Here is a 20,893-nt window from a genome sequence, read left to right on the forward strand (position 1 = left end):
GAACCGCCGTGGTACGGAACCGTATGCCCGGTGGTGTGAGAGGACGGGAGTTGTAAAACTCCCTCCTACTCGATTGGAAGAAAGAAAAAATGGGGTCAGAGTACATTAATCCCCATTCCCTCAGCAAAACCCCAATATTAAGATTTCAACGATCTCCGTAGTTCTCTTTCTCAGCTTTTTAGTGTGACGTTTGATTTCACAGACGGTACAACACATCGATTCAAAATAAAGGGGTCAGAGTACTTTATTACGCTAAATACCGTAGCGTAGTCATACATTTTTCGTCCAGTACTGATAAATCAAAAAAATGTACTCTGACCCTATTTTTCTGGGATATAGAGATCGCTCGTTTCTTTATGCCAGTAGTGTGTGTAATTACGAGTTTGAAGGTGAGCTAAAATTCTATAGTTCGCCAGCTTAGGCAAAGGTATTAAAGATGTAAAACAAGGGCGGTGTAATTAAAGTCTTAACTTCTTATGAGCTTGAAAAGTACTCTGACCCCATTTGTTAGATAAGTAAAAATGTACTCTGACCCCATTATTTTTGTGTTGTCAGTATTTGTAGACATTCTTATTCGATAAAAGCCTTAATAGATCTGACTTACTTTTAGCAAAGTGAGCGTTTTTTGGTAAACTCTGTCGAGTATTTTTCTAGTCGAAGTAAATAGGACAAACTAATGGCCGTATTCGGTACAGTATTCATGCCACAAATGGCACTTGCTACCTTTGTCAACGATAAGTGGACTGACACCGAATTTGTCAGTGCAGATAGTATTCAGCTGCACCCTGGTGCACACGTGCTTCATTACTCAAGTACATGCTTTGAAGGATTGAAAGCATTTAAGCACGAAGATGGCAGCATCAACATTTTTAGAATGGATAAGAATATTGAGCGCTTTGCTCAAAGTAGCCGTCTACTTAACTTGCCTGAAATAGACAAAGCGCAAGTCGAAAAGATGATCATCGATATTGTTGCAAAATATGCCTCTGAGGTTCCAGAGCCTCCAGGTTCTATGTATATCCGCCCTACGCATATCGGCACAGAAGCGTCTATCGGTAAAGCGGCAGCGCCATCAGCAAGTTCTATGCTATACGTCCTGTTATCGCCGGTTGGTGATTACTTTGCTGGCGGTTTGAAGCCACTTCGCTTGTTGCTTGACGAAACAGGCATGCGCTGTGCGCCGCACATGGGAATGGTAAAAAGCGGTGGTAACTACGCCAGTGCGTTGCCTCCTATTCTTAAAGCGCGTGCAGAAGTTCAGGCTGATCAAATTCTGTTTTGCCCTAATGGCGATGTACAAGAAACCGGAGCTGCTAACTTCCTGCTTATCGATGGTGATGAAATCATTACCAAAGGGTTAGATTCTAGCTTCCTACACGGTGTGACCCGAGCAACGATTCTTCAAATTGCCAAAGACCACGGCATGAAAGTGAGCGAGCGTGATATTACTGTAGACGAACTACTAGAGCGTTCAGCCAAACCGAACACTGAAGCAGCACTGTCTGGTACAGCGGCTGTACTTACGCCGGTAGGTACTTTTATTCACAATGATAAAGAGTATCAGGTGGGTAACGGAGAAGCTGGCCCAGTAACGATGAAGCTAAGACAAGCGTTAAATGATATCCAATGGGGTAAGGCTGAAGACACTCACAATTGGTTGGTGAAAGTGCCAAACTAGTCTAATCAGACACCCATTAAAAAAGCCTGCGAACGCAGGCTTTTTCGTATCTAAAAAGGCACTCGATTACTTCGCTTTGCCTTGCTTAGCGACTGCATCCATCATTGCTTTGATAGCGTCAGCATCGCCAAGATATTCTTTAGAGATTGGTTTAAGGTTTTCATCTAGTTCGTATACTAGCGGTACACCTGTAGGAATGTTTAGACCCAACACTTCTTCGTCTGACATACCATCAAGGTACTTAACAAGAGCACGAAGACTGTTGCCGTGCGCAGCAATAATTACGCGCTTGCCTGCTTGGATGTCTGGACGAATAACGTCGTGCCAGTATGGTAGTACACGTTCGATAGTTAGTTTTAGACTTTCACCACGTGGCAAGATGTCAGCATCTACATTGTTGTAACGCGGATCGTGACCTGGGAAGTGCTCGCTATCATCTTCAACGGCCGGAGGTGGGATGTCGAAGCTACGACGCCAGATTTTAACCTGTTCTTCACCATGCTTAGCGGCAGTCTCTGCTTTGTCTAGACCTGTTAACGCACCGTAGTGACGCTCGTTCAGACGCCAGTGACGCTCAACTGGAAGGTAGTGCTGACCCATCTCTTCAAGTGCAATATTAAGTGTTTTAATTGCGCGAAGAAGTACAGACGTATAAGCCTGATCAAATGTAAATCCAGCATCTTTAAGAAGCTGACCTGCGGTCTTTGCTTGTGCTACACCAGTGTCGGTCAAGTCAACGTCGTGCCAGCCTGTGAAACGGTTTTCCAAGTTCCACTGACTTTCTCCATGACGAATAAGTACCAATTTATACATAGTTGGGTTACCTGCGGCGTTAGAGTGAAATAGTCTGAGATAATTCCAGAAATTGGACGTTCAGACGTATATTTAAAAATCTGCTGTTATCATCCTTGATTGGCGCTTAAAAATCCAGTTTATGCTGGTACAAAATCGCAGGTAAGACGTGTGTTTATCACTATAACTTGGGAATATATTATATAAAACGGGTAAGGTCTGGATGAGCAACTTTTATCCACTCTTTCATTGATGGCTCTTCAATAAAGCTAAAGTCTTCGAAGTCGAAGCCAGGTGCTACTGTACAACCAACAAGTGAGTAATCACCCATCGTTGCGGCTGCCTGAAAATTCCCTGCTTTAACAACTTCAACATAGTCCGTGCTTTGCCCACCAATGCGACGTTCCCACAACTGTTGTTTTTCAAGTTGAAACAGTTGTAGTGGAGCCCCTTCGTAGTGATTCCACACTTCATCATGTAACACGCGATGAAAACGACTTACTTGTCCCTTTAGTAGAAGAAAATAAATATGAGTAAGCGCGGGACGACTAGCATTGTGCACAAACGATTTAGTTTCGTTTTCAGAACGGAAAACTTGACGATAGAAACCTCCCTCGGGGTGAGGTGCAAGGTTGTACTTCTTAACTAGCGGGTGTGTCATGATAACTTCGTTATTATTGTTATTGCTTACTACTTATGCTTGTATATCTCAAAGCTTTCCTAAGCATGTATTAAGACATTTAATGTTTAACCTTCTTTTAAGCATACCGTTTGGTGCGTTATAAGAAAACAGAAATGTTGCATATTTGTAAACCATATTAATCATCAAGTACTCTGTGCATACGCGAAGTTTTCTTACCAATTAGCCTCAATATAAAGTGTGCCAAGCTTACTTACCAATAAGCGCTATCTGCCCTAGTCAGCTTTTTCCAGCTGTTATAGCGCTTCTTCATAATCCATCTGTTTAAACCAATAATGAGAAATAGCTAAAAAAGCGATGCCATTACTAATAGTAGGTGAACTTTTTTTCATGTTTAGGCCGTACAAATTGGAAAATAAGGCGACGAAAAACACGTTGCTCGTTTCTTGCGTTGGCAAAATTGAAACGTACACAATATTCACGAACAGGCAAAGAAGGATGGTGAGCGTATGACATATAAGTCTTTTTCGCAGCTTGAAGTAAACGGCAAAAACTTCAAGGCGGTTAATTTTGACGGTATAGGCAGTAAATATGCGCTCGACAGGCTTCCGTTTTGTATCAAAATTCTTTTGGAAAACCTGATTCGTCATGAAGACCAAGAGTTTGTTAACAGCAACGATATTGAGCAAGTAGCAAAGTGGGACACAGATAATCACGTTGATCACGAAGTGTCTTTTGTTCCCGCACGCGTCATCCTCCAAGATTTTACGGGTGTGCCTGCTATTGTTGATTTAGCAGCCATGCGCGATGCGGTTAATCGTTTAGGTGGCGACGCTCAGGCGATTAATCCCCTCAATCCAGTAGAGTTGGTTATTGACCACTCAGTAATGGTAGATCATTTTGCTGAAGACGATGCGCTTGAAAAGAATACCGACATTGAAATTCAGCGAAATAGAGAGCGTTATCAATTTCTAAAATGGGGTCAGTCTAGCTTTGACAATTTCAAAGTGGTTCCCCCTGGTCGCGGTATCGTGCATCAGGTTAACCTAGAGTATCTTGCTCGTTGCGCCTTTACTAAGGAACAGGATGGGGAAACGTTGGTTTACCCAGATACCCTAGTAGGGACAGATTCGCATACCACTATGATTAATGGCCTTGGCGTACTTGGCTGGGGTGTGGGAGGCATTGAAGCAGAAGCGGCGATGCTGGGTCAACCAGTAACAATGTTATTACCAAAAGTGGTTGGCTTCAGGCTTTCAGGTAAGTTACCTGCTGGCGTAACTGCCACCGACATGGTGCTAACTATCACACAACAACTACGTGAACATGGCGTTGTTGGAAAATTTGTAGAATTCTATGGACCGGGTCTTAAGCATCTTACTACGGCAGACCGTGCCACCATCGCAAACATGGCGCCCGAATATGGTGCTACTTGCGGTATCTTCCCTATTGATGATGTTGCGCTAGATTACCTGCGACTCACCGGCCGAGACGAAGATCAAATTGCCCTTGTTGAGGAATATGCAAAGTTCAGCCACTTATGGCACGACGACCACTCAAAAGATGCCCAGTATCATGAGACCCTTGAACTTAACTTAGATGAAGTGGTTCCTTCACTTGCTGGACCTAAGCGTCCTCAAGATAGAATTGCCCTCGATAATGCAGCAGAGGCATTTAGAGAGTGGCATCGTTCGCAAATTGACGTGAAAGTGCTTGATGAAGAAACCGATCTCATCGCGGAAGCGGGGTTAGGTACAACAGACGAGGTGGACGAAGAACACGACTCGTTCGTGGAGTTCAGAGGAAGCAAGTTCAACCTTGAAGATGGCGCTATTGTAATAGCTGCTATCACCAGCTGTACTAATACGTCAAATCCATCTGTACTCGTTGGCGCAGGCTTGCTTGCGAAGAAAGCAGCAGAAAAAGGGCTAACTCGTAAGCCGTGGGTTAAGACTTCATTAGCACCTGGTTCTCAGGTTGTTACTCAGTATCTAGAAGATGCAGGTCTTATGGACCCACTTGAAGCACTAGGCTTTAACTTGGTTGGCTACGGCTGTACTACGTGTATTGGTAACTCTGGACCGCTACCTGATGCCATTACCGACGCCATTAGAAAAGCGAAACTTACGGTTACCTCAGTTTTATCTGGTAACCGCAACTTTGAAGGGCGTATCCATCCTGATGTGGCTGCAAACTACCTTGCATCACCACCACTGGTTGTTGCATACGCGTTGGCTGGGAACATGAATGTAGATATCACTGAAGAGCCGTTGGGGCAGGCGAGTGATGGTTCTCCGGTATATCTAAAAGACATCTGGCCTACCGAAGACGAAATTCAGCAATACATAGCGGAAAACGTCACCGGTGATTTGTTTAAAGAAAAGTATGCAGATGTATTTAAAGGAAGCGGTGAATGGAATGAGCTGCAGGTGAGTAAAACATCGGTCTACGACTGGCCAGAATCAACCTACATTAAGCATCCACCTTTCTTTGAAGTAATGGGTAAAGAGCCAGAGGCTCTAACTGCAATTGAAAACGCACGATGCTTGGTTAAGGTGGGCGATTCGATTACTACCGACCATATTTCTCCAGCCGGCGCCATCGCAGAAGATAGCCCAGCCGGAGAGTACCTGCAGGCCCAAGGGGTTGAGCCTAAAGACTTTAACTCTTATGGATCGCGTCGTGGTAACCACGAGGTTATGATGAGAGGTACGTTTGCTAACGTGCGTCTTCAAAACCAATTAGCACCCGGCACAAGAGGCAGTGCTACCACACACTTCCCAAGTGGCGATGGTATGTCTATTTTCCATGCTGCTATGCGTTACAAAGATGATGGCGTACCAGCCATTGTTATTGGTGGAAAAGAGTACGGTACTGGCTCGAGTCGAGATTGGGCTGCTAAAGGCCCTTCTTTGATGGGGGTGAAAGCAGTATTAGCCGAGAGCTACGAGAGAATTCACCGCTCTAACCTGATTGGAATGGGGATTTTGCCACTTCAATTTAAGTCAGGTGATAGCGCGAGTTCTTTGGAGCTTAAAGGCAATGAGTCTTTTTCTATTAACGCTGTTGAACGTGGGCAGACTGAGGTTGAAGTTAAAGCCGTGTCGGATGAAGGAAAAACAACAACGTTTACGATGGATATCAGAATTGATACATCAAACGAGTTCACTTACTTTGAAAACGGCGGCATTCTGCATTACGTGATAAGAGAATACTTGAAGAAATAGCACGTTTAAGGGTAATGGTTAGCGACTTCTCTGTAGTGAGAAGTCGCTATGCCATGTGATGTTAGTAATAGCGTTTTTCGCAGATTACTTCTTTAATATTCGAGCCGATGGCAGCGCGTGTCTCACATCTCAAATCTTGGGCTTGTGCACCGTAAAGAGAGATATATTCTTCTACATAAGGCTCTAAAGCATTGATGTAGTCTTCAGGTAAAGCATTCTTTATCTGTCGGTAAGAACGGTTCCATTCAGCGGTTTTTTGTTCCATTGCAACATTCAACCAGAGCCAGCCTTCTTCATAATTAACGGGCGTCCCCCATCCTTGGAAATACATTTGCGCGAGGTAATATTGGCCTTCTTTATTTCCCATTTTTGCAGAAGCAGTCAGCTTCTCCAGTGCTTTTTCATACTTCTCTGCCTTCAGGGCGTGCAAGCCCAATTCTAAAGTAGATAAATATTCGGATTTCCAAATATGATTCTTAGTATGCGACTGAGCCAGCGTAGGGGCTGAAAGTACAACTGAAGATAAAACGGCAGCTATTGCTAATAGATTTTTCATGTAGTATCCCTTCTTTTTGATAAATTTATAACGCAATTCACACTCATAGTGAACCGTCTAAAAGTACAGTATTTGTTTTATGTTACTAAAAATTTTAAGAGTAGAGTGATTAATCTCCACCAATAATTTGGACTTGTGCTAGGTCAGTATCGCCTTTCAAAACTTTGAAAATTGCGTCTTGAACGAGGGTGCGCATGCCATCAGCAGCAGCCTGAGACTTCATATCGGCGACGCTGGCTTCTTTGTACACCATTGACCGAAGCTCTGGCGTCATACCTAGTAGTTCATGTACCCCTGTTCTACCTTTGTAACCCGTGTTTCCACATTCTTCACAGCCTTTAGCGCGGTAAAGCTCTAGTGGCGTCTGAATATTCAGCTCCGCCATGTGCGCATGACCATACTGGCGCTCAATAAAGGCCATATCGGTTTCAGTGGCGATGTACTTTTCTTTGCAGTTACTACATAGCGTTCGAATAAGACGTTGAGCCAGTATACCCACGCAGGCATCGGAGAAGTTCACAGGGTCGAGACCCAAGTCAAGTAAACGGGTAATCGTTTCAGGGGCTGAGTTAGTATGCAGTGTAGACAGTACTAAGTGACCGGTTAACGAGGCTTCAATACCTGCATGCGCGGTTTCTTTATCACGCATCTCACCAATAAGAATAATGTCAGGGTCAGCACGTAAGAATGCGCGCAGGGCAGCAGCAAAGTTGAAGCCAATCTTGGGGCTTACTTGTACCTGTTGTAGGCCGGGTTGCGTGATTTCCACCGGGTCCTCAGCGGTCCAAATCTTCTTTTCAGGCGTGTTTAAATATCCCAATATAGCGTGAAGCGTGGTGGTTTTACCTGAACCCGTTGGCCCAACAACGAGAAGAATGCCGTGAGGCTTCTTAATCATTTCTTCTAAACGCGCACGGTTGTTCGGTGCCAAGTTCATCTTATCAATAGGCATCGCACCGCCAGATGCCAGAATACGCATAACCACACCTTCACCGGCAACCGTAGGAATGGTGGCAACACGAACTTCAACAAGTTGACCATTCATTCTAAACGCGAGTTTGCCATCCTGAGGTACGCGTTTTTCGGCAATGTTCAAATTCGACATTATCTTTATGCGTGCAATAACCGCACTGTGGTGCGAATTAGGCACTTGGTTCATGTCGCGGCACACACCGTCCACGCGCATACGTACACGAGTGGGCGCATTTTTCTCTGGGTCTATATGAATATCTGACGCGTTGAGTCTTTTTGCATCGTGCAGAATACGGCTTACTAAGCGCACCACAGCAGGGGCGTCGTCAGAAAGTTCATCGACCTGGTCGTCGTTATCTTCAGTTGATGTACCAATCTCGTCGAGAATATCACTCATCTCGCCGGGGCCACCGCCACCGCTATTTTCACCCAGGTATTGAAGAATTAAGCTTGGTAGGCTGACAGCTATCTCGTAGCTATCAATACCCATGGCGCTCTCTATTTCCATAAGTAGCGCCGCATTATTAGGTTCAGCCATCAATACTATGGGCTTGTCATGGGCATCGGCAATGACAGCCACATAGTTTCTTTTTAAATAAGAAACATTCAGACGGCTTTCATTTTCGAACCTGTGATACTTATCAGGTAAATAAGGAATAAAAGGCACCTGATAGTGAATAGAAAGCGAGTTGCCAATTTCTTCTTCAGAGATGCGGTGTTCCGATACAAGACGCTGTATAAGAGCGCGAATGTCTGGAGTAGAACTTTGAATATCGTTTAATGTAGCTTCGTCTAATAAGCTTTTGTGGACTAGTAGATCGAAAGGGTTGTTTGTGCCACCTAATTCAAATCTGAACTTGTCGCCAAGAATAAGTGCAAGGGCATTGCCTAGCTTTAAATCTTCTTCAGTAAAACCACCACTGACTTTGTTGATGATTTGGATAACACCCATCAACACGCCCGCATTCATTATAGGTACGCATAAAATGTTCTGGGTTTTAAAGTCATTGTCTTTGTCGAACTTGTCGGCGAAGCGCAGGCGAGGGTGAATGCTTTGAAGTAGTGCAGGATTATACGGGTCGTCAATAACCACAGCCTTTTGTGATAGGGCAACATAACCAGCAATCGACATTGGGCTAATTGGCACTTTTATTTCCAGCGTCTCTTTACCCGTTTTAAATCTCGCGACCAAATCTTGATGCTGACGTCGACGTTGAAAAATACTCATACGCTGGGCATCAAACAAACCGAGGATAATTGGCTCTAATAAACCATATGCATCCAGTAACGTGGAGTGGTTATTTAGAATGCGTTTTATTTGTGCAAAAGTTTGCTGGTTATTCACTACTTCCATATTCTCACTACTAATAATGTTGGCGCCTAGTCCTTTATGCATTTGGCGTTACAAGTGCCTGTTAAGCTAGGGTAACAAGATATACCTATACCACGAAAGCAACAATACTACTTATAGACAGTTACATACACTGGTATAGCGTAAAAATATGTGTATAAAAAGCAAACTGCCTCTTGCATTGCTTCTGCCTTTCTGTATAATTCGCGCCCACTGCCCAATTAGGGCACGTAATTTTTAGCCGCGACCTCACTGCTTTTAGGGTGGTCGCCGAAGTAACGGATTCATCATCACTGATTAGCCTGTTGCTGGCGTGCTAGAAAAAAGAACAGGGTTCCGATTGGGAACCATCGGTTTACGCACATCCTTTCTTTCCGGAATAAATGGAAGAGAAAGGGTGAATTTTTTTGTTCTTTCGATTGGAGCTTAATCGATGCCAAATCAAAGAATTCGCATTCGTTTGAAAGCGTTTGATCACAAGTTGATCGATCAGTCTACGGCTGAAATCGTTGAAACTGCGAAACGCACTGGTGCTCAGGTAAGTGGTCCTATTCCTCTACCTACTCGCAAAGAACGCTATACAGTTCTGATTTCTCCGCACGTTAACAAAGACGCGCGTGATCAATATGAAATCCGTACTCACAAGCGTTTGGTAGACATCATCGAGCCAACTGATAAAACAGTTGACGCGTTGATGCGTTTGGACTTGGCTGCTGGCGTTGATGTTCAAATCAGCCTGGGCTAATAAGAGAGGGTTATAACAATGGCGATTGGTCTAGTCGGTCGTAAAGTGGGTATGACTCGCATCTTCACTGAAGATGGTACGTCTATCCCTGTGACTGTTATTGAAGCGACCCCAAACCGCGTTACTCAGCTTCGTACTGAGGAAACTGACGGTTATCGCGCTCTTCAGGTTACTGCTGGAACTAAGAAAGCTAACCGCATCAACAAAGCTGAAGCAGGTCACTTTGCTAAAGCTGGTGTTGAAGCTGGACGCACTCTAGTAGAATTCCGCCTAGAAGAAAACGAAGGTGCCGATATTGAAGTAGGCAGTGAAATCACTGTTGAAATCTTTAACGACACTAAGAAAATTGATGTAACTGGTACATCAAAAGGTAAAGGTTTCCAAGGTGCTATCAAGCGCTGGAACTTCAGTTCTCAGCGTATGACACACGGTAACTCTTTGTCACACCGTGCTCCTGGTTCAATTGGTCAAAACCAATCACCAGGTAAAGTATTCAAAGGCAAGAAAATGGCTGGTCAGCTTGGTAACAAGCAAGTGACTACTCAGTCTTTGGAAGTTGTACGTGTTGACGTAGAGAACGGCCTTATCCTAGTTAAAGGTGCCGTACCTGGCGCAACTGGCAACGATGTAATCGTAAAGCCAGCTGTTAAAGCGTAACGTCTGGGGAGTGAACTGATGGAATTAACATTGAAAGACGCGCAAAGCGCTCTTGAAGTATCCGAAGCGACCTTTGGACGTGAATTCAACGAAGCCCTGGTACACCAGGTAGTTGTAGCTTACGGTGCAGGTGCTCGTCAGGGTACAAAAGCGCAGAAAACTCGCGCTGAAGTTCGTGGTGGCGGTAAGAAGCCATGGCGTCAAAAAGGTACTGGCCGTGCTCGTGCTGGTACAATCCGTAGCCCAATTTGGGTTGGCGGTGGCCGTGCTTTCGCAGCAAAGCCTCGTGACTTTGACCAAAAAGTTAACAAGAAAATGTATCGCGGTGCGATCAAGAGCATCCTGTCTGAACTAATCCGTCAAGACCGTTTGGTTGTTGTAGAGAAGTTCGGTGTTGACGCACCTAAGACTAAAGCTCTTATTTCTGCACTTAACGAATATGAACTAAATGACGTTCTAATCGTTACTCCTGAAGTTGATGAGAACTTGTTCCTAGCGGCGCGCAACTTGTACAAAGTTGACGTACGTGACGTAGCAGGCATCGACCCAGTGAGCTTGATTGCATTTGAAAAAGTGCTAATGACTGCTGATGCGGTTAAACAACTTGAGGAGGCGTTAGCATGAAAGAAGAACGTCTACTGAAGGTGCTAGTAGCACCTCACGTTTCAGAAAAGTCTACAATGGCTGCTGAAGCGAACAACACAGTTGTATTTAAAGTAGCTAAAGACGCGAACAAAGCCGAAATCAAAGCTGCAGTTGAAAAACTGTTTGAAGTTGAAGTTGAAGGTGTTCGTACTGTGAACGTTAAGGGTAAAACCAAGCGTCACGGCATGTCTTTCGGTAAGCGCAGCGACTGGAAAAAGGCCTACGTGGTTCTTAAAGAAGGTCAGGACATCGACTTTGTCGGTGGTGCTGAGTAAGAAGGGGATTAGAAATGCCATTATTGAAAGCTAAGCCAACTTCTGCCGGTCGTCGTCACGTTGTTCAGGTCGTAAATCCTGACCTGCACAAAGGTGCACCGTACGCACCTTTGCTTGAAAAGAACAGCAAATCTGGCGGTCGTAACAACAATGGTCGTATTACCACTCGTCACATTGGTGGTGGTCATAAGCAACACTACCGTGTAATCGACTTTAAACGCAACAAAGACGGCATTCCAGCTAAAGTTGAGCGTTTAGAATACGATCCAAACCGTTCTGCAAACATTGCACTAGTATTGTACGCAGACGGTGAACGTCGTTACATTCTGGCTCCTAAGGGTATGCAAGCAGGTGATGCAATCCAGTCTGGTTCGGACGCTCCGATCAAGTCTGGTAACACTCTACCTATGCGTAACATCCCTGTAGGTACTGTTGTACACGCAATTGAAATGAAGCCTGGCAAAGGTGCGCAAATCGCACGTTCTGCTGGTGCTTATGCTCAGATCCTAGCACGTGACGGAAACTACGTTACCCTACGTCTACGCTCTGGCGAAATGCGTAAAGTTCTATCTGATTGCCGCGCCACTATCGGTGAAGTTGGCAATGCAGAGCACATGCTTCGTTCACTAGGTAAAGCTGGTGCTACACGCTGGCGTGGTGTTCGTCCTACCGTTCGTGGTGTTGCCATGAACCCGGTTGATCACCCACACGGTGGTGGTGAAGGTCGTACATCAGGCGGTCGTCACCCAGTAACTCCTTGGGGTGTTCCTACCAAAGGTAAGAAAACCCGAAGCAACAAGCGTACTGATAAGCTTATCGTACGTCGTCGAAACAAGTAATAGCGAGGATTCACCATGCCACGTTCTCTCAAGAAAGGTCCTTTTATTGACCTTCACTTGCTGAAGAAGGTAGAGGCTGCAGTGGAAAAGAACGAACGTAAACCAATCAAAACTTGGTCTCGTCGTTCTATGATCATCCCAGATATGATTGGGTTGACCATTGCGGTCCATAACGGTCGCCAACATGTACCTGTCATTATTAGTGACGAAATGGTCGGCCACAAGTTGGGCGAATTTGCGCCAACGCGTACTTACCGCGGCCATGTCGCGGATAAGAAAGCTAAACGTTAAGGGGTAGGAAGATGGAAGCATTAGCTAAACACCGTTTTGCCCGCACGTCGGCTCAAAAGGCACGCTTGGTTGCGGATCAAATTCGCGGAATGCACGTTGAGAAAGCTCTAGAGCTTCTTGCGTACAGCCCGAAGAAAAGCGCAGCGCTAGTAAAGAAAGTATTGGAATCTGCGATTGCTAACGCAGAGCACAACGAAGGCGCAGACATCGACGAATTACGCGTGTCTAAAGTTTTCGTTGACGAAGGTCCAACTATGAAACGTATCAAGCCACGTGCTAAAGGCCGTGCTGATCGTATCTTCAAGCGCAGCAGTCACATCACTGTGGTTGTAGCGGATAACTAGGAGTAGATAATGGGACAGAAGGTACATCCTACAGGTATACGCCTGGGTATCAGCAAACCATGGACTTCTACCTGGTACGCTAATACTGCAGACTATGCAGACAACCTGTATAACGATCATCAGGTACGTCAGTATCTGACTAAGCAACTAAAGAACGCTTCACTTTCTAAAATCGTGATCGAGCGTCCTGCTAAGAGCATCCGTGTGACTATTCACACTGCTCGTCCAGGCGTTGTAATCGGTAAGAAAGGTGAAGACGTAGAGAAGTTGCGTAACTACGTATCTAAGCTAGCCGGCGTGCCAGCTCAGATCAACATCGCTGAAGTACGTAAGCCAGAGCTAGATGGCCAGCTAGTAGCTGACAGCATCTCTAGCCAGCTAGAGCGTCGTGTTATGTTCCGTCGTGCTATGAAGCGCGCAGTACAAAACGCAATGCGTCTAGGCGCGAAAGGTATCAAAGTTGAAGTTAGCGGCCGTTTGGGCGGAGCAGAGATTGCACGTTCTGAATGGTACCGTGAAGGTCGCGTTCCTCTGCACACTTTCCGTGCGGATATCGATTACGCAACCTCTGAAGCGTCAACTACTTACGGTATCATCGGCGTTAAAGTATGGATCTTCAAAGGTGAAGTTCTAGGTGGTCTACCTACAACTCAAGAGCAAGCACCAGCTGCTCAACCTAAGAAGAAAGGCCGCAACGCTAAGCGAGAGGGCTAATCATGTTACAACCAAAACGCATGAAGTTCCGTAAGATGCACAAAGGCCGCAACCGCGGCTTAGCAGCGGGTAATACTGTTGCCTTTGGTACTTACGGCCTTAAAGCAGTTGGTCGTGGTCGAATGACTGCGCGCCAAATCGAAGCAGCGCGTCGTGCTATGACTCGTCACGTTAAGCGTCAAGGTAAAATTTGGATTCGAGTTTTCCCTGACAAGCCAATTACTGAGAAGCCTCTAGAAGTGCGTCAAGGTAAAGGTAAAGGTAACGTTGAGTACTGGGTATGCCAAATTCAGCCTGGTCGTGTGCTATATGAGATGGAAGGTGTTCCTGAAAATCTTGCACGCGAAGCGTTTGAATTGGCAGCGGCTAAACTGCCATTTAAAACAACCTTTGTAACTCGGACGGTGATGTAATGAAAGCGACTGAACTGAAAGAAAAGAGCGTAGAAGAGCTGAACGCAGAGTTGATTAACCTGCTACGCGAACAGTTCAACCTACGCATGCAGCACACAACAGGTCAGCTTGAAAAAACTGATCAGTTGAGAAAAGTACGTCGTAACATCGCGCGTGTTAAAACCATTCTGACTCAAAAGGCTGATGCGTAATGACTGAGCAAAAAATTCGTACAGTACAAGGTCGTGTGGTTAGCAACAAGATGGATAAGTCTATCACTGTTGTAGTTGAACGTTTTGTTAAGCACCCAATCTACGGGAAGTTCATCAAGCGCTCTACTAAGCTTCACGCCCACGACGAAAACAACGTATGCAATAAAGGTGACGTAGTAACAGTACGTGAATGTCGCCCACTATCTAAGAGCAAATCTTGGATGCTAGTTGACGTTGTTGAGAAAGCTGGCGTTTAATCGCTAACTTTTTTCAAAGTCTTAAAAAAGCCGCTCTCGAGCGGCTTTTTTGTATCTGCAGTTTCTTATACGTGCTACCTAGGTTTAAGCGTGTTCATTATCAGCGCCGCTGAAGACTAGCGTCTTGTATAAATCAGCGTAGGCATTGGACATCCTTTCTATACCAAATTTACTTGTGACAAGCTTATACAAAGCCTCTCCATATTGTGCTCTTTCATCAGGGGCTTCAATTAGACTAATTAAGCTCTCCCCAATTCCGTCAATATCTCCCGGCGCTACCATTACACCTGTCTCCTTATGCTTGATAACTTCGGGTATTCCCCCCACAGGACTAGATAACACTGCACATTTATTAGCACCTGCCTGAAGTAAAATATCGCCTAAACCCTCTGAATAGGAAGGATGAACTAGAATATCTACATTAGGGAGTATTTTAGCTACCTCTTTAGTAAAACCGCAAAGCTTCACATGCTCGTCTAGCTTGTGGCGTTCTATAAGTGATTGATAGCTCTCTTTTAGATTTCCCTCGCCAAACAATAAACAGGTTACATTTTCATGCTTGTTCAATACATCGTGCATAGCCAAAATGATATCCGCTTGCCCTTTTTGAGATATGTACTGAGCGAAGTTTGCAATGACGATATGGTCTTCAGGAATAGAGAATGTACGTCGCAGCCAACCGCTATCTTTGCGTTGGGAATACTCTGTTAAGTCTACTGCTGGATATATAACGCGCTGATGTTCTACGCCTTCACAATGTAGTGAAACCACTTTCCTCACACCTTCAGATACGCTGATAACTGCATCGAACTGTTTGTACTTATAAAATGAAAAGTGAGTTTCGGGGTTATCTATTCGCCTTGTGCAAACCGTAGGCACACCTGAAATTTTGGCCAGCATGGCACCCCATACATCCGAACCCCGTTCGCTGTGCACATGAATAATATCTGGGTTAACCCCATTTACGACTTCCAGTAAACGCTTTACACATAGGAAGTCTGACTCACCGGCATACTTAATGGTATGCGTTTCACAATACCCAAAAGCCGTATGACGAATCTCACTGTCTTCAGCGCAAACCAAGTGAAGTGATATATCATCATGGTGCTCTAACGCATTGATGAGGTATGCAACTTGTTCGGCGCCACCGTGAAGATGTATGCCAAGTTCCATGTGAAGGACGCGTATACTCAAATGCCTTCCTTAAAATTTATTTAATATTCTGTATACGCTGCTTTTTTATTTAAGACCGTTTTTTTGCGGCTTTTCTTATATGGTTGTGGTTATATCTTGCTGTTTAAACATCGCTATACGCATAAAGCGAGTGATCAATATATTATTGCCTTTCTCATATACACTATTTACTTACGTATAGGGTCGCTTTGCCCTAGACGCGGGCTATTTAGCCACTACAATGTCGAAAGAATCTATCGGGAACTGCGGCACTAGATAGCTAGAATTACCTGCTTATCGCTGGGAGTGGGTGTTTCGCAGTGCCCAGCACACCGTATTTGAAAAGCATAATTCAACATCGATAGTCGATCACTTGTAGTCGTGCCGTCGAAGTATCTGTATCAAAAAGGATGTATTTATGGTTGTTGCCAATACACGTGGCTATAAACCTACTCTACTTGAAACGCTCTGCCGGTGGGGATATTCGCTTGTATTGGCGATTGCCATTCCCTTCGCATTTATTCATTTATTGATAAAAGCCACGAAAGCAAGCGATGACTCGCATCGAGGGAGATTTGAGCGTTTTGGTATAGTCCCAAAGCCGCTCAAGCAGAATGGCTATTTGTTTCACTGTGTTTCAGTGGGGGAAGTCGTGGCTGCTTCATGCGTAATAAAGCGAATAATGCAACACGAGCCAGACGCGCAAATAACCGTTACTACAACCACGTCTACAGGCTCTGCTCGCGTTCGAGATATATTCAAAGACACCGTTCACCATTTCTATCTGCCTTATGATTTGTCGCTGACTATGTCTTCAATGCTGAAACGCATTAAGCCCAAAGCAGTAATGATTACAGAAGTTGAACTATGGCCAAACCTTATTCACGTGTGCTGGAAGCGCAATATTCCCGTTATGGTAATAAATGCTCGCATGACTGAGCGATCGGCCAAACGTTATAAAAAAATCGGACAGCTATTTAACCCTATGTTGGCTAAGCTGTCTCACGTATGTGCTCAAGGGCAGAGAGACTATGATAATTATGCTTGGCTTGGTGTTGCGCAAGATAAGCTAACCCTCACGAATAATATTAAGTTTGATCAAGCCGCAAAGACAGCGAGCTCTTCTGCACATTTTCTTGGGTTAGCTAAGGGTGAAAGGCCAATACTAGTTGCAGGCAGCACGCACGAACCTGAAGAGAGCGTTATCGTTGAATCTGCAAAGGTTTTATGGGACGAGAACCCCCAACTACGGGTGATTATCGTCCCTCGCCATCCAGAGCGTTTTGAAGCCGTAGCAAAATTACTTGAAAGGCATAATTTGAACTTCGTCAAAAGTTCAGAGGTGGATAACGTTCCAGACGATGTGAACGTTATCCTGTTGGATGAAATGGGTAAGTTAAATCATGCTTATGCGGTAGCAACATTTGCCTTTGTTGGCGGCTCTATTGCCGATAGAGGCGGCCATAATGCCCTTGAGCCGGCAGCATTCTCGTTGCCAATAATGATGGGGCCTCACACCTATAATAACCCTGTTATCTGCGACTATTTAAAAGAATGTGGCGCATTAAGCATTGTAGAAGATGCTTCTCGCGTTTCTTCAACGGTACAAGAATGGCTTGAATCACCCAGTAAAGCTGAAAAAGCGGGAATGGCCGGTAAAAAGGTACTACAGGATAACAGCGGCGCGTTAGATTCTACTTTAGCGTGTATACATCGCAGTATTCGTTAAATGCCGTCAGTCAAAAACAGCAACTCGTTGTTATTGAACAAAAAAGGAACCCCGCATTTGTGCGTCTGATGCACCAAATTAGGCGCTGTGACAGCTAAAAGATAATGAATAGGGACTTGGTTTTTAGCTATCTATTTGATTATACAAGGATTGTCAAAGTTGGTTCGCTGCTTGCTATAAAGTGTGCGACAGCGTAACAACAGTAAAATCCAAATAAATATGCACCTTTTAAAAAGGGCACTGCGTTGCGCGTTTTCCAGGGAGAGACCTCCTGCCGGTGGGCAGGAGGTTTTCTTACTTTTGCACTTCTACTTTTTCTTCTTTTCGTTCTGGTTCAATCAAGCTAATCAGACGCCATCCTGCTTTAGGCTGAATACTGTTACCGTTGATAAAAGTATAGCTCTTACCTTCAGCGTTGATCGCAATGAGAGGTGTAGCGCGCTCACCATACTGTTTAATGTACTGCTCGTAAGTAAACTCTTCAGATAAACGGGTGGTTTTCACCATTGAGTCACGGGCAATGGCCGATGCTAAATACCCATAAGTAACGCCTTCATCGAACAGAGTAAGTTTTTTCGCGTATTGTTCGCTAACTTGGTGACTTGGTCGCGTAGATTGTTCGTTATTTGTCAGCGCCCATACTTTGTCTTTGCCCATCGTGTATTCAAAGTGATAAGCAATAAGTGGGTTAAGCTGTTTATAAGGCGACATAATCAGCACGGTACCGAATGTATTCAGATCAAGATGTCGCGCTGCATGGTCAGACATTGGGTTGCCAAAATATACTGGGATATCCTTCATACGCGCTTCTCTTATTGCGTCCCAGTTAGTATCTGCAATGGTAACGTCTAGCTTTTGATTTATCATTTCCGTCGCTAAGGCGCGGTTGAATTTACTGCCACCGAAAATCAGATAGCCAGTTGGCGCAGGCGCTCTCACCTTAAGTAGCGACGCAACAGTGCGTGAAGTAAGGCTCTGTACTACCACTGTTGCAATAATCACCATAAAGACAATAGGAACGATAATACCCGCGCCTTCATAGCCAATTTCTTCAAGCTTTAAAGAGAAAAGGGCTGATACCGCCGCTGCAACAATACCGCGAGGTGCAATCCAGCTTAGCAAGGCTAATTCGTTTAACTTGAGTCCGGTACCGACGGAAGACGCCAATACGGACAAAGGTCGAGCCACAAACATAATGGCGGCAAGCACTACAACGGAGCCCCAACCTACATCCACTACCGATTGTAAGTTCAAACGCGTTGCAAGCAGAATAAATAAGCCTGAAATAAGTAAAACACTGAGGGTTTCTTTAAATTCAAGAATGTCTTCTACGTCTACGTCCTTCATATTAGCCAGTACCATACCAGATATGGTAACGGCCAAAAGGCCAGACTCGTGCGCAACATAATTAGACGCTGCAAACACACCCAGAATAACGGTTAACACTGCGGTGTTAAGCAAATAGTGCGGTATCCAGTCTTTGCGAATAGACAGGCCAAGCAGATAGCCAGAAGCGAGACCAAGTACGGAGCCAATTCCAATGGTTTTGCCAAACGCTATCAGCGTATGGGTAATGGCGGTTTCTTGCGATGCAACGATAAACTCGAAAACCAGTACGGCGAGCAGAGCGCCGATAGGGTCTATGACAATCCCTTCCCAGCGTAAGATATTGGCCAAATTCGTTTTCGGTCGCACGGTTCTGAGCATGGGCACTATAACCGTGGGGCCTGTTACGGTAACAATGGCTCCGAATAGGAAGGATAGCTGCCAAGTAAGATCAAGACTGTAGTGCGCTGCAGTGGCTGCGACAAGCCAGGTTACAACCACGCCCACAGAGCAAAGGTTTCGAACCATGTTCCCATGACCCGCGATGTCGCTGAACTTCAGCGTCAGTGACCCTTCAAAAAGAATAATGGCAACAGAGAGAGAAACGACAGGAAACAGCAAATCACCGAATAAGTCGTCCGCGTTGAGCACGCCAAAAACAGGGCCAACCACAATACCGACAATTAACAACGGTAAAATAGCAGGGAGCCTAACCTTATAGGCTAAGTATTGGCAGGTAATTGACAGCAATCCAACTGCAACGAGTGAAAGAAGCGGGTCTGACAAAGTGAGTCCTTAACGTGTTGATATTATTCCATGGTATATCAGCCTAAACATTTGTCATACAGAGACTTTAGGCCAACCTAAGTTTATAGCGATATACGCTTGGGCTAAAAGTTTAGACCAATAGACCTTATTTAGCGCACTAAAATGCATGTTAGAGAGTGGGTAGGTTTGATATTATTCGTCACTTATCGTTCTTTTCGGAGCCTTTCATTGAACACTCACTTTAAATTCGCGGCTTTATCAGCATCGCTTGTACTAGCATCGGCATGCGCAGTTCAATATCCCATCCCTTCTGCACAGTTACAAATAAAAAATATCGTTGAGTTGCCGGAAGAACTTTCAGAAACATCGGGTCTATTTTGCGAAACGGACGGCATGTACTCATTAAATGACTCAGGTAATGCTCCCATCATTTATCGTATAAATTACCAGGGTGAAATTATTGAACGAACGCGCTTACCGCTCACCAATAAAGACTGGGAAGCAATAACCGCTGACGCTTCATCGTTTTACATTGCGGATGTGGGAAACAATAAAGGCAAAAGAGAGCAGGTCGAAATACATAAAGTAAACCGCTCAAATGTGAATGACATCACCTCTATTACATTGAAATACGAGGGTAATGACGCTTCGAATAACATTCCTTATGCACATGATTTTGACTCAGAGGCGATGGTTAAGCATGGCGATGACCTGCTTCTTTTTTCTAAAAGTTGGAAAACTGGTATAACCCATATCTATAAAGTGAACGAAGACGAAGCTGAGCAAACCATTAGTACGTTTGCGTCCATTGATGGACTGCCGGGCGTGGTAACTGGGGTAGACTTCGATCAGCACCAAAATAGGTTTGTTATCACCGGCTACAAATCAGATCCATTTGGAAACTTTGCTACTTTCATGGCTCAAGTATCAAGCGACTTTGCCCTTCTTGATGTATGGCCGCTTGAGCAATATAAACAAGTTGAAGGCATATGCGTGGATAATAGCGGCACATATTGGTTCAGCGAAGAAGCTACGGAAGGGCGCGAAGCATCGTTGTCTAGCGCCAGAGTGATGCCATAACAAGTAGCGCCAAAACAGGTAACGCCGTAACGAGCAACGCTATAAAAAAGCGAGCTGATTGAAGTCTGGCAGCCAATCCCCCCAAGCTTATTCACGGTTGTGAATAAGCGCTCTTTCATTGTCAGCAGCTGTTCTTTTAAAGTTATCTTTTAGTCGATGTTAGTAAAATGGCTAATACCCAACTGCCTACTTTCCTGTCTATACTGAAATTGTGATCGAATAAGTTGTAG

Annotated in this window: 21 protein-coding genes; 15 read left to right on the forward strand and 6 right to left on the reverse strand. The window is 44.8% G+C overall.

The annotated features are described in order from the left end of the window. The first annotated feature begins 676 nt into the window (after positions 1–676). Positions 677–1,678 carry a branched-chain amino acid aminotransferase gene (locus WA381_RS18525; RefSeq protein ID WP_014947969.1) on the forward strand — a complete coding sequence of 334 codons (1,002 nt, stop codon included), beginning with the start codon at positions 677–679 and terminating at the stop codon, positions 1,676–1,678. A gap of 66 nt (positions 1,679–1,744) precedes the next feature. Here the strand turns inward: WA381_RS18525 and gpmA are convergent, their stop codons facing one another. Then, complete coding sequence (gene gpmA / locus WA381_RS18530; protein WP_014947970.1) at positions 1,745–2,491, reverse strand: 2,3-diphosphoglycerate-dependent phosphoglycerate mutase; 747 nt, start codon at positions 2,489–2,491, stop codon at positions 1,745–1,747. Positions 2,492–2,669: 178 nt separating this feature from the next. Beyond that, complete coding sequence (locus WA381_RS18535; protein ID WP_039225136.1) at positions 2,670–3,131, reverse strand: cupin domain-containing protein; 462 nt, start codon at positions 3,129–3,131, stop codon at positions 2,670–2,672. A 488-nt stretch (positions 3,132–3,619) separates the two neighbouring features. Between WA381_RS18535 and acnA the strand changes: the two genes are divergently transcribed. Continuing rightward, positions 3,620–6,337, forward strand: coding sequence for an aconitate hydratase AcnA (acnA, locus tag WA381_RS18540; protein ID WP_156085811.1), 2,718 nt, complete (start codon positions 3,620–3,622; stop codon positions 6,335–6,337). A gap of 61 nt (positions 6,338–6,398) precedes the next feature. On the opposite strand, the gene WA381_RS18545 is transcribed toward acnA, so the two are convergent. Both WA381_RS18545 and WA381_RS18550 read right to left on the reverse strand, forming a co-directional pair. After that, the gene (locus tag WA381_RS18545) at positions 6,399–6,893 is read right to left on the reverse strand and encodes a sel1 repeat family protein (protein ID WP_014947973.1); all 495 of its coding nucleotides are present in this window, start codon (positions 6,891–6,893) and stop codon (positions 6,399–6,401) included. 109 nt (positions 6,894–7,002) lie between these two features. Then, positions 7,003–9,261: a GspE/PulE family protein gene (locus WA381_RS18550; RefSeq protein WP_014947974.1), complete on the reverse strand. Its 2,259-nt coding sequence runs from the start codon at positions 9,259–9,261 to the stop codon at positions 7,003–7,005. A 388-nt stretch (positions 9,262–9,649) separates the two neighbouring features. Between WA381_RS18550 and rpsJ the strand changes: the two genes are divergently transcribed. The 11 genes from rpsJ to rpsQ are packed head-to-tail and all read left to right on the forward strand — an operon-like array spanning position 9,650 to position 14,587. Then, positions 9,650–9,961, forward strand: a complete 312-nt coding sequence (rpsJ, locus tag WA381_RS18555; protein ID WP_010179497.1) for a 30S ribosomal protein S10 — start codon at positions 9,650–9,652, stop codon at positions 9,959–9,961. 18 nt (positions 9,962–9,979) lie between these two features. Then, positions 9,980–10,618: a 50S ribosomal protein L3 gene (gene rplC, locus WA381_RS18560; protein WP_014947975.1), complete on the forward strand. Its 639-nt coding sequence runs from the start codon at positions 9,980–9,982 to the stop codon at positions 10,616–10,618. A gap of 18 nt (positions 10,619–10,636) precedes the next feature. Continuing rightward, positions 10,637–11,242: a 50S ribosomal protein L4 gene (gene rplD, locus WA381_RS18565; RefSeq protein ID WP_012516958.1), complete on the forward strand. Its 606-nt coding sequence runs from the start codon at positions 10,637–10,639 to the stop codon at positions 11,240–11,242. After that, positions 11,239–11,538 carry a 50S ribosomal protein L23 gene (gene rplW, locus WA381_RS18570; protein WP_012516959.1) on the forward strand — a complete coding sequence of 100 codons (300 nt, stop codon included), beginning with the start codon at positions 11,239–11,241 and terminating at the stop codon, positions 11,536–11,538. The genes rplD and rplW overlap by 4 nt, the downstream gene beginning before the upstream one ends. Before the next feature lie 14 nt (positions 11,539–11,552). Continuing rightward, entirely contained in the window at positions 11,553–12,377 is an 825-nt protein-coding gene (gene rplB, locus WA381_RS18575) for a 50S ribosomal protein L2 (protein ID WP_014947976.1), read from the forward strand. A 15-nt stretch (positions 12,378–12,392) separates the two neighbouring features. Continuing rightward, the gene (gene rpsS / locus WA381_RS18580; RefSeq protein WP_012516961.1) at positions 12,393–12,668 is read left to right on the forward strand and encodes a 30S ribosomal protein S19; all 276 of its coding nucleotides are present in this window, start codon (positions 12,393–12,395) and stop codon (positions 12,666–12,668) included. A gap of 11 nt (positions 12,669–12,679) precedes the next feature. Continuing rightward, on the forward strand, positions 12,680–13,012 hold the full coding sequence (rplV, locus tag WA381_RS18585) for a 50S ribosomal protein L22 (RefSeq protein ID WP_014947977.1): 333 nt from the start codon (positions 12,680–12,682) through the stop codon (positions 13,010–13,012). Between the two features lie 9 nt (positions 13,013–13,021). After that, complete coding sequence (gene rpsC, locus WA381_RS18590) at positions 13,022–13,726, forward strand: 30S ribosomal protein S3 (RefSeq protein ID WP_014947978.1); 705 nt, start codon at positions 13,022–13,024, stop codon at positions 13,724–13,726. A 2-nt stretch (positions 13,727–13,728) separates the two neighbouring features. Continuing rightward, positions 13,729–14,139: a 50S ribosomal protein L16 gene (rplP, locus tag WA381_RS18595; RefSeq protein ID WP_014947979.1), complete on the forward strand. Its 411-nt coding sequence runs from the start codon at positions 13,729–13,731 to the stop codon at positions 14,137–14,139. Beyond that, on the forward strand, positions 14,139–14,330 hold the full coding sequence (rpmC, locus tag WA381_RS18600; protein ID WP_014947980.1) for a 50S ribosomal protein L29: 192 nt from the start codon (positions 14,139–14,141) through the stop codon (positions 14,328–14,330). The genes rplP and rpmC overlap by 1 nt, the downstream gene beginning before the upstream one ends. Continuing rightward, the gene (rpsQ, locus tag WA381_RS18605) at positions 14,330–14,587 is read left to right on the forward strand and encodes a 30S ribosomal protein S17 (RefSeq protein WP_014975444.1); all 258 of its coding nucleotides are present in this window, start codon (positions 14,330–14,332) and stop codon (positions 14,585–14,587) included. The genes rpmC and rpsQ overlap by 1 nt, the downstream gene beginning before the upstream one ends. 84 nt (positions 14,588–14,671) lie before the next feature. Here the strand turns inward: rpsQ and WA381_RS18610 are convergent, their stop codons facing one another. Beyond that, a complete protein-coding gene (locus WA381_RS18610; protein WP_156085812.1) occupies positions 14,672–15,781 on the reverse strand; it encodes a glycosyltransferase family 4 protein in 1,110 nt (369 codons plus the stop codon). A gap of 397 nt (positions 15,782–16,178) precedes the next feature. Between WA381_RS18610 and WA381_RS18615 the strand changes: the two genes are divergently transcribed. After that, a complete protein-coding gene (locus tag WA381_RS18615; protein ID WP_156085813.1) occupies positions 16,179–17,489 on the forward strand; it encodes a 3-deoxy-D-manno-octulosonic acid transferase in 1,311 nt (436 codons plus the stop codon). Positions 17,490–17,783: 294 nt separating this feature from the next. On the opposite strand, the gene WA381_RS18620 is transcribed toward WA381_RS18615, so the two are convergent. Further along, the gene (locus tag WA381_RS18620) at positions 17,784–19,601 is read right to left on the reverse strand and encodes a cation:proton antiporter (RefSeq protein ID WP_156085814.1); all 1,818 of its coding nucleotides are present in this window, start codon (positions 19,599–19,601) and stop codon (positions 17,784–17,786) included. A 210-nt stretch (positions 19,602–19,811) separates the two neighbouring features. Between WA381_RS18620 and WA381_RS18625 the strand changes: the two genes are divergently transcribed. Then, the gene (locus tag WA381_RS18625; RefSeq protein WP_069943601.1) at positions 19,812–20,663 is read left to right on the forward strand and encodes a hypothetical protein; all 852 of its coding nucleotides are present in this window, start codon (positions 19,812–19,814) and stop codon (positions 20,661–20,663) included. The last annotated feature ends 230 nt before the right edge of the window (positions 20,664–20,893 follow it).

Origin of the sequence: Alteromonas sp. CH_MED4-4 (genome assembly GCF_037029575.1) — a bacterium.
Classification (GTDB): domain Bacteria; phylum Pseudomonadota; class Gammaproteobacteria; order Enterobacterales; family Alteromonadaceae; genus Alteromonas; species Alteromonas macleodii.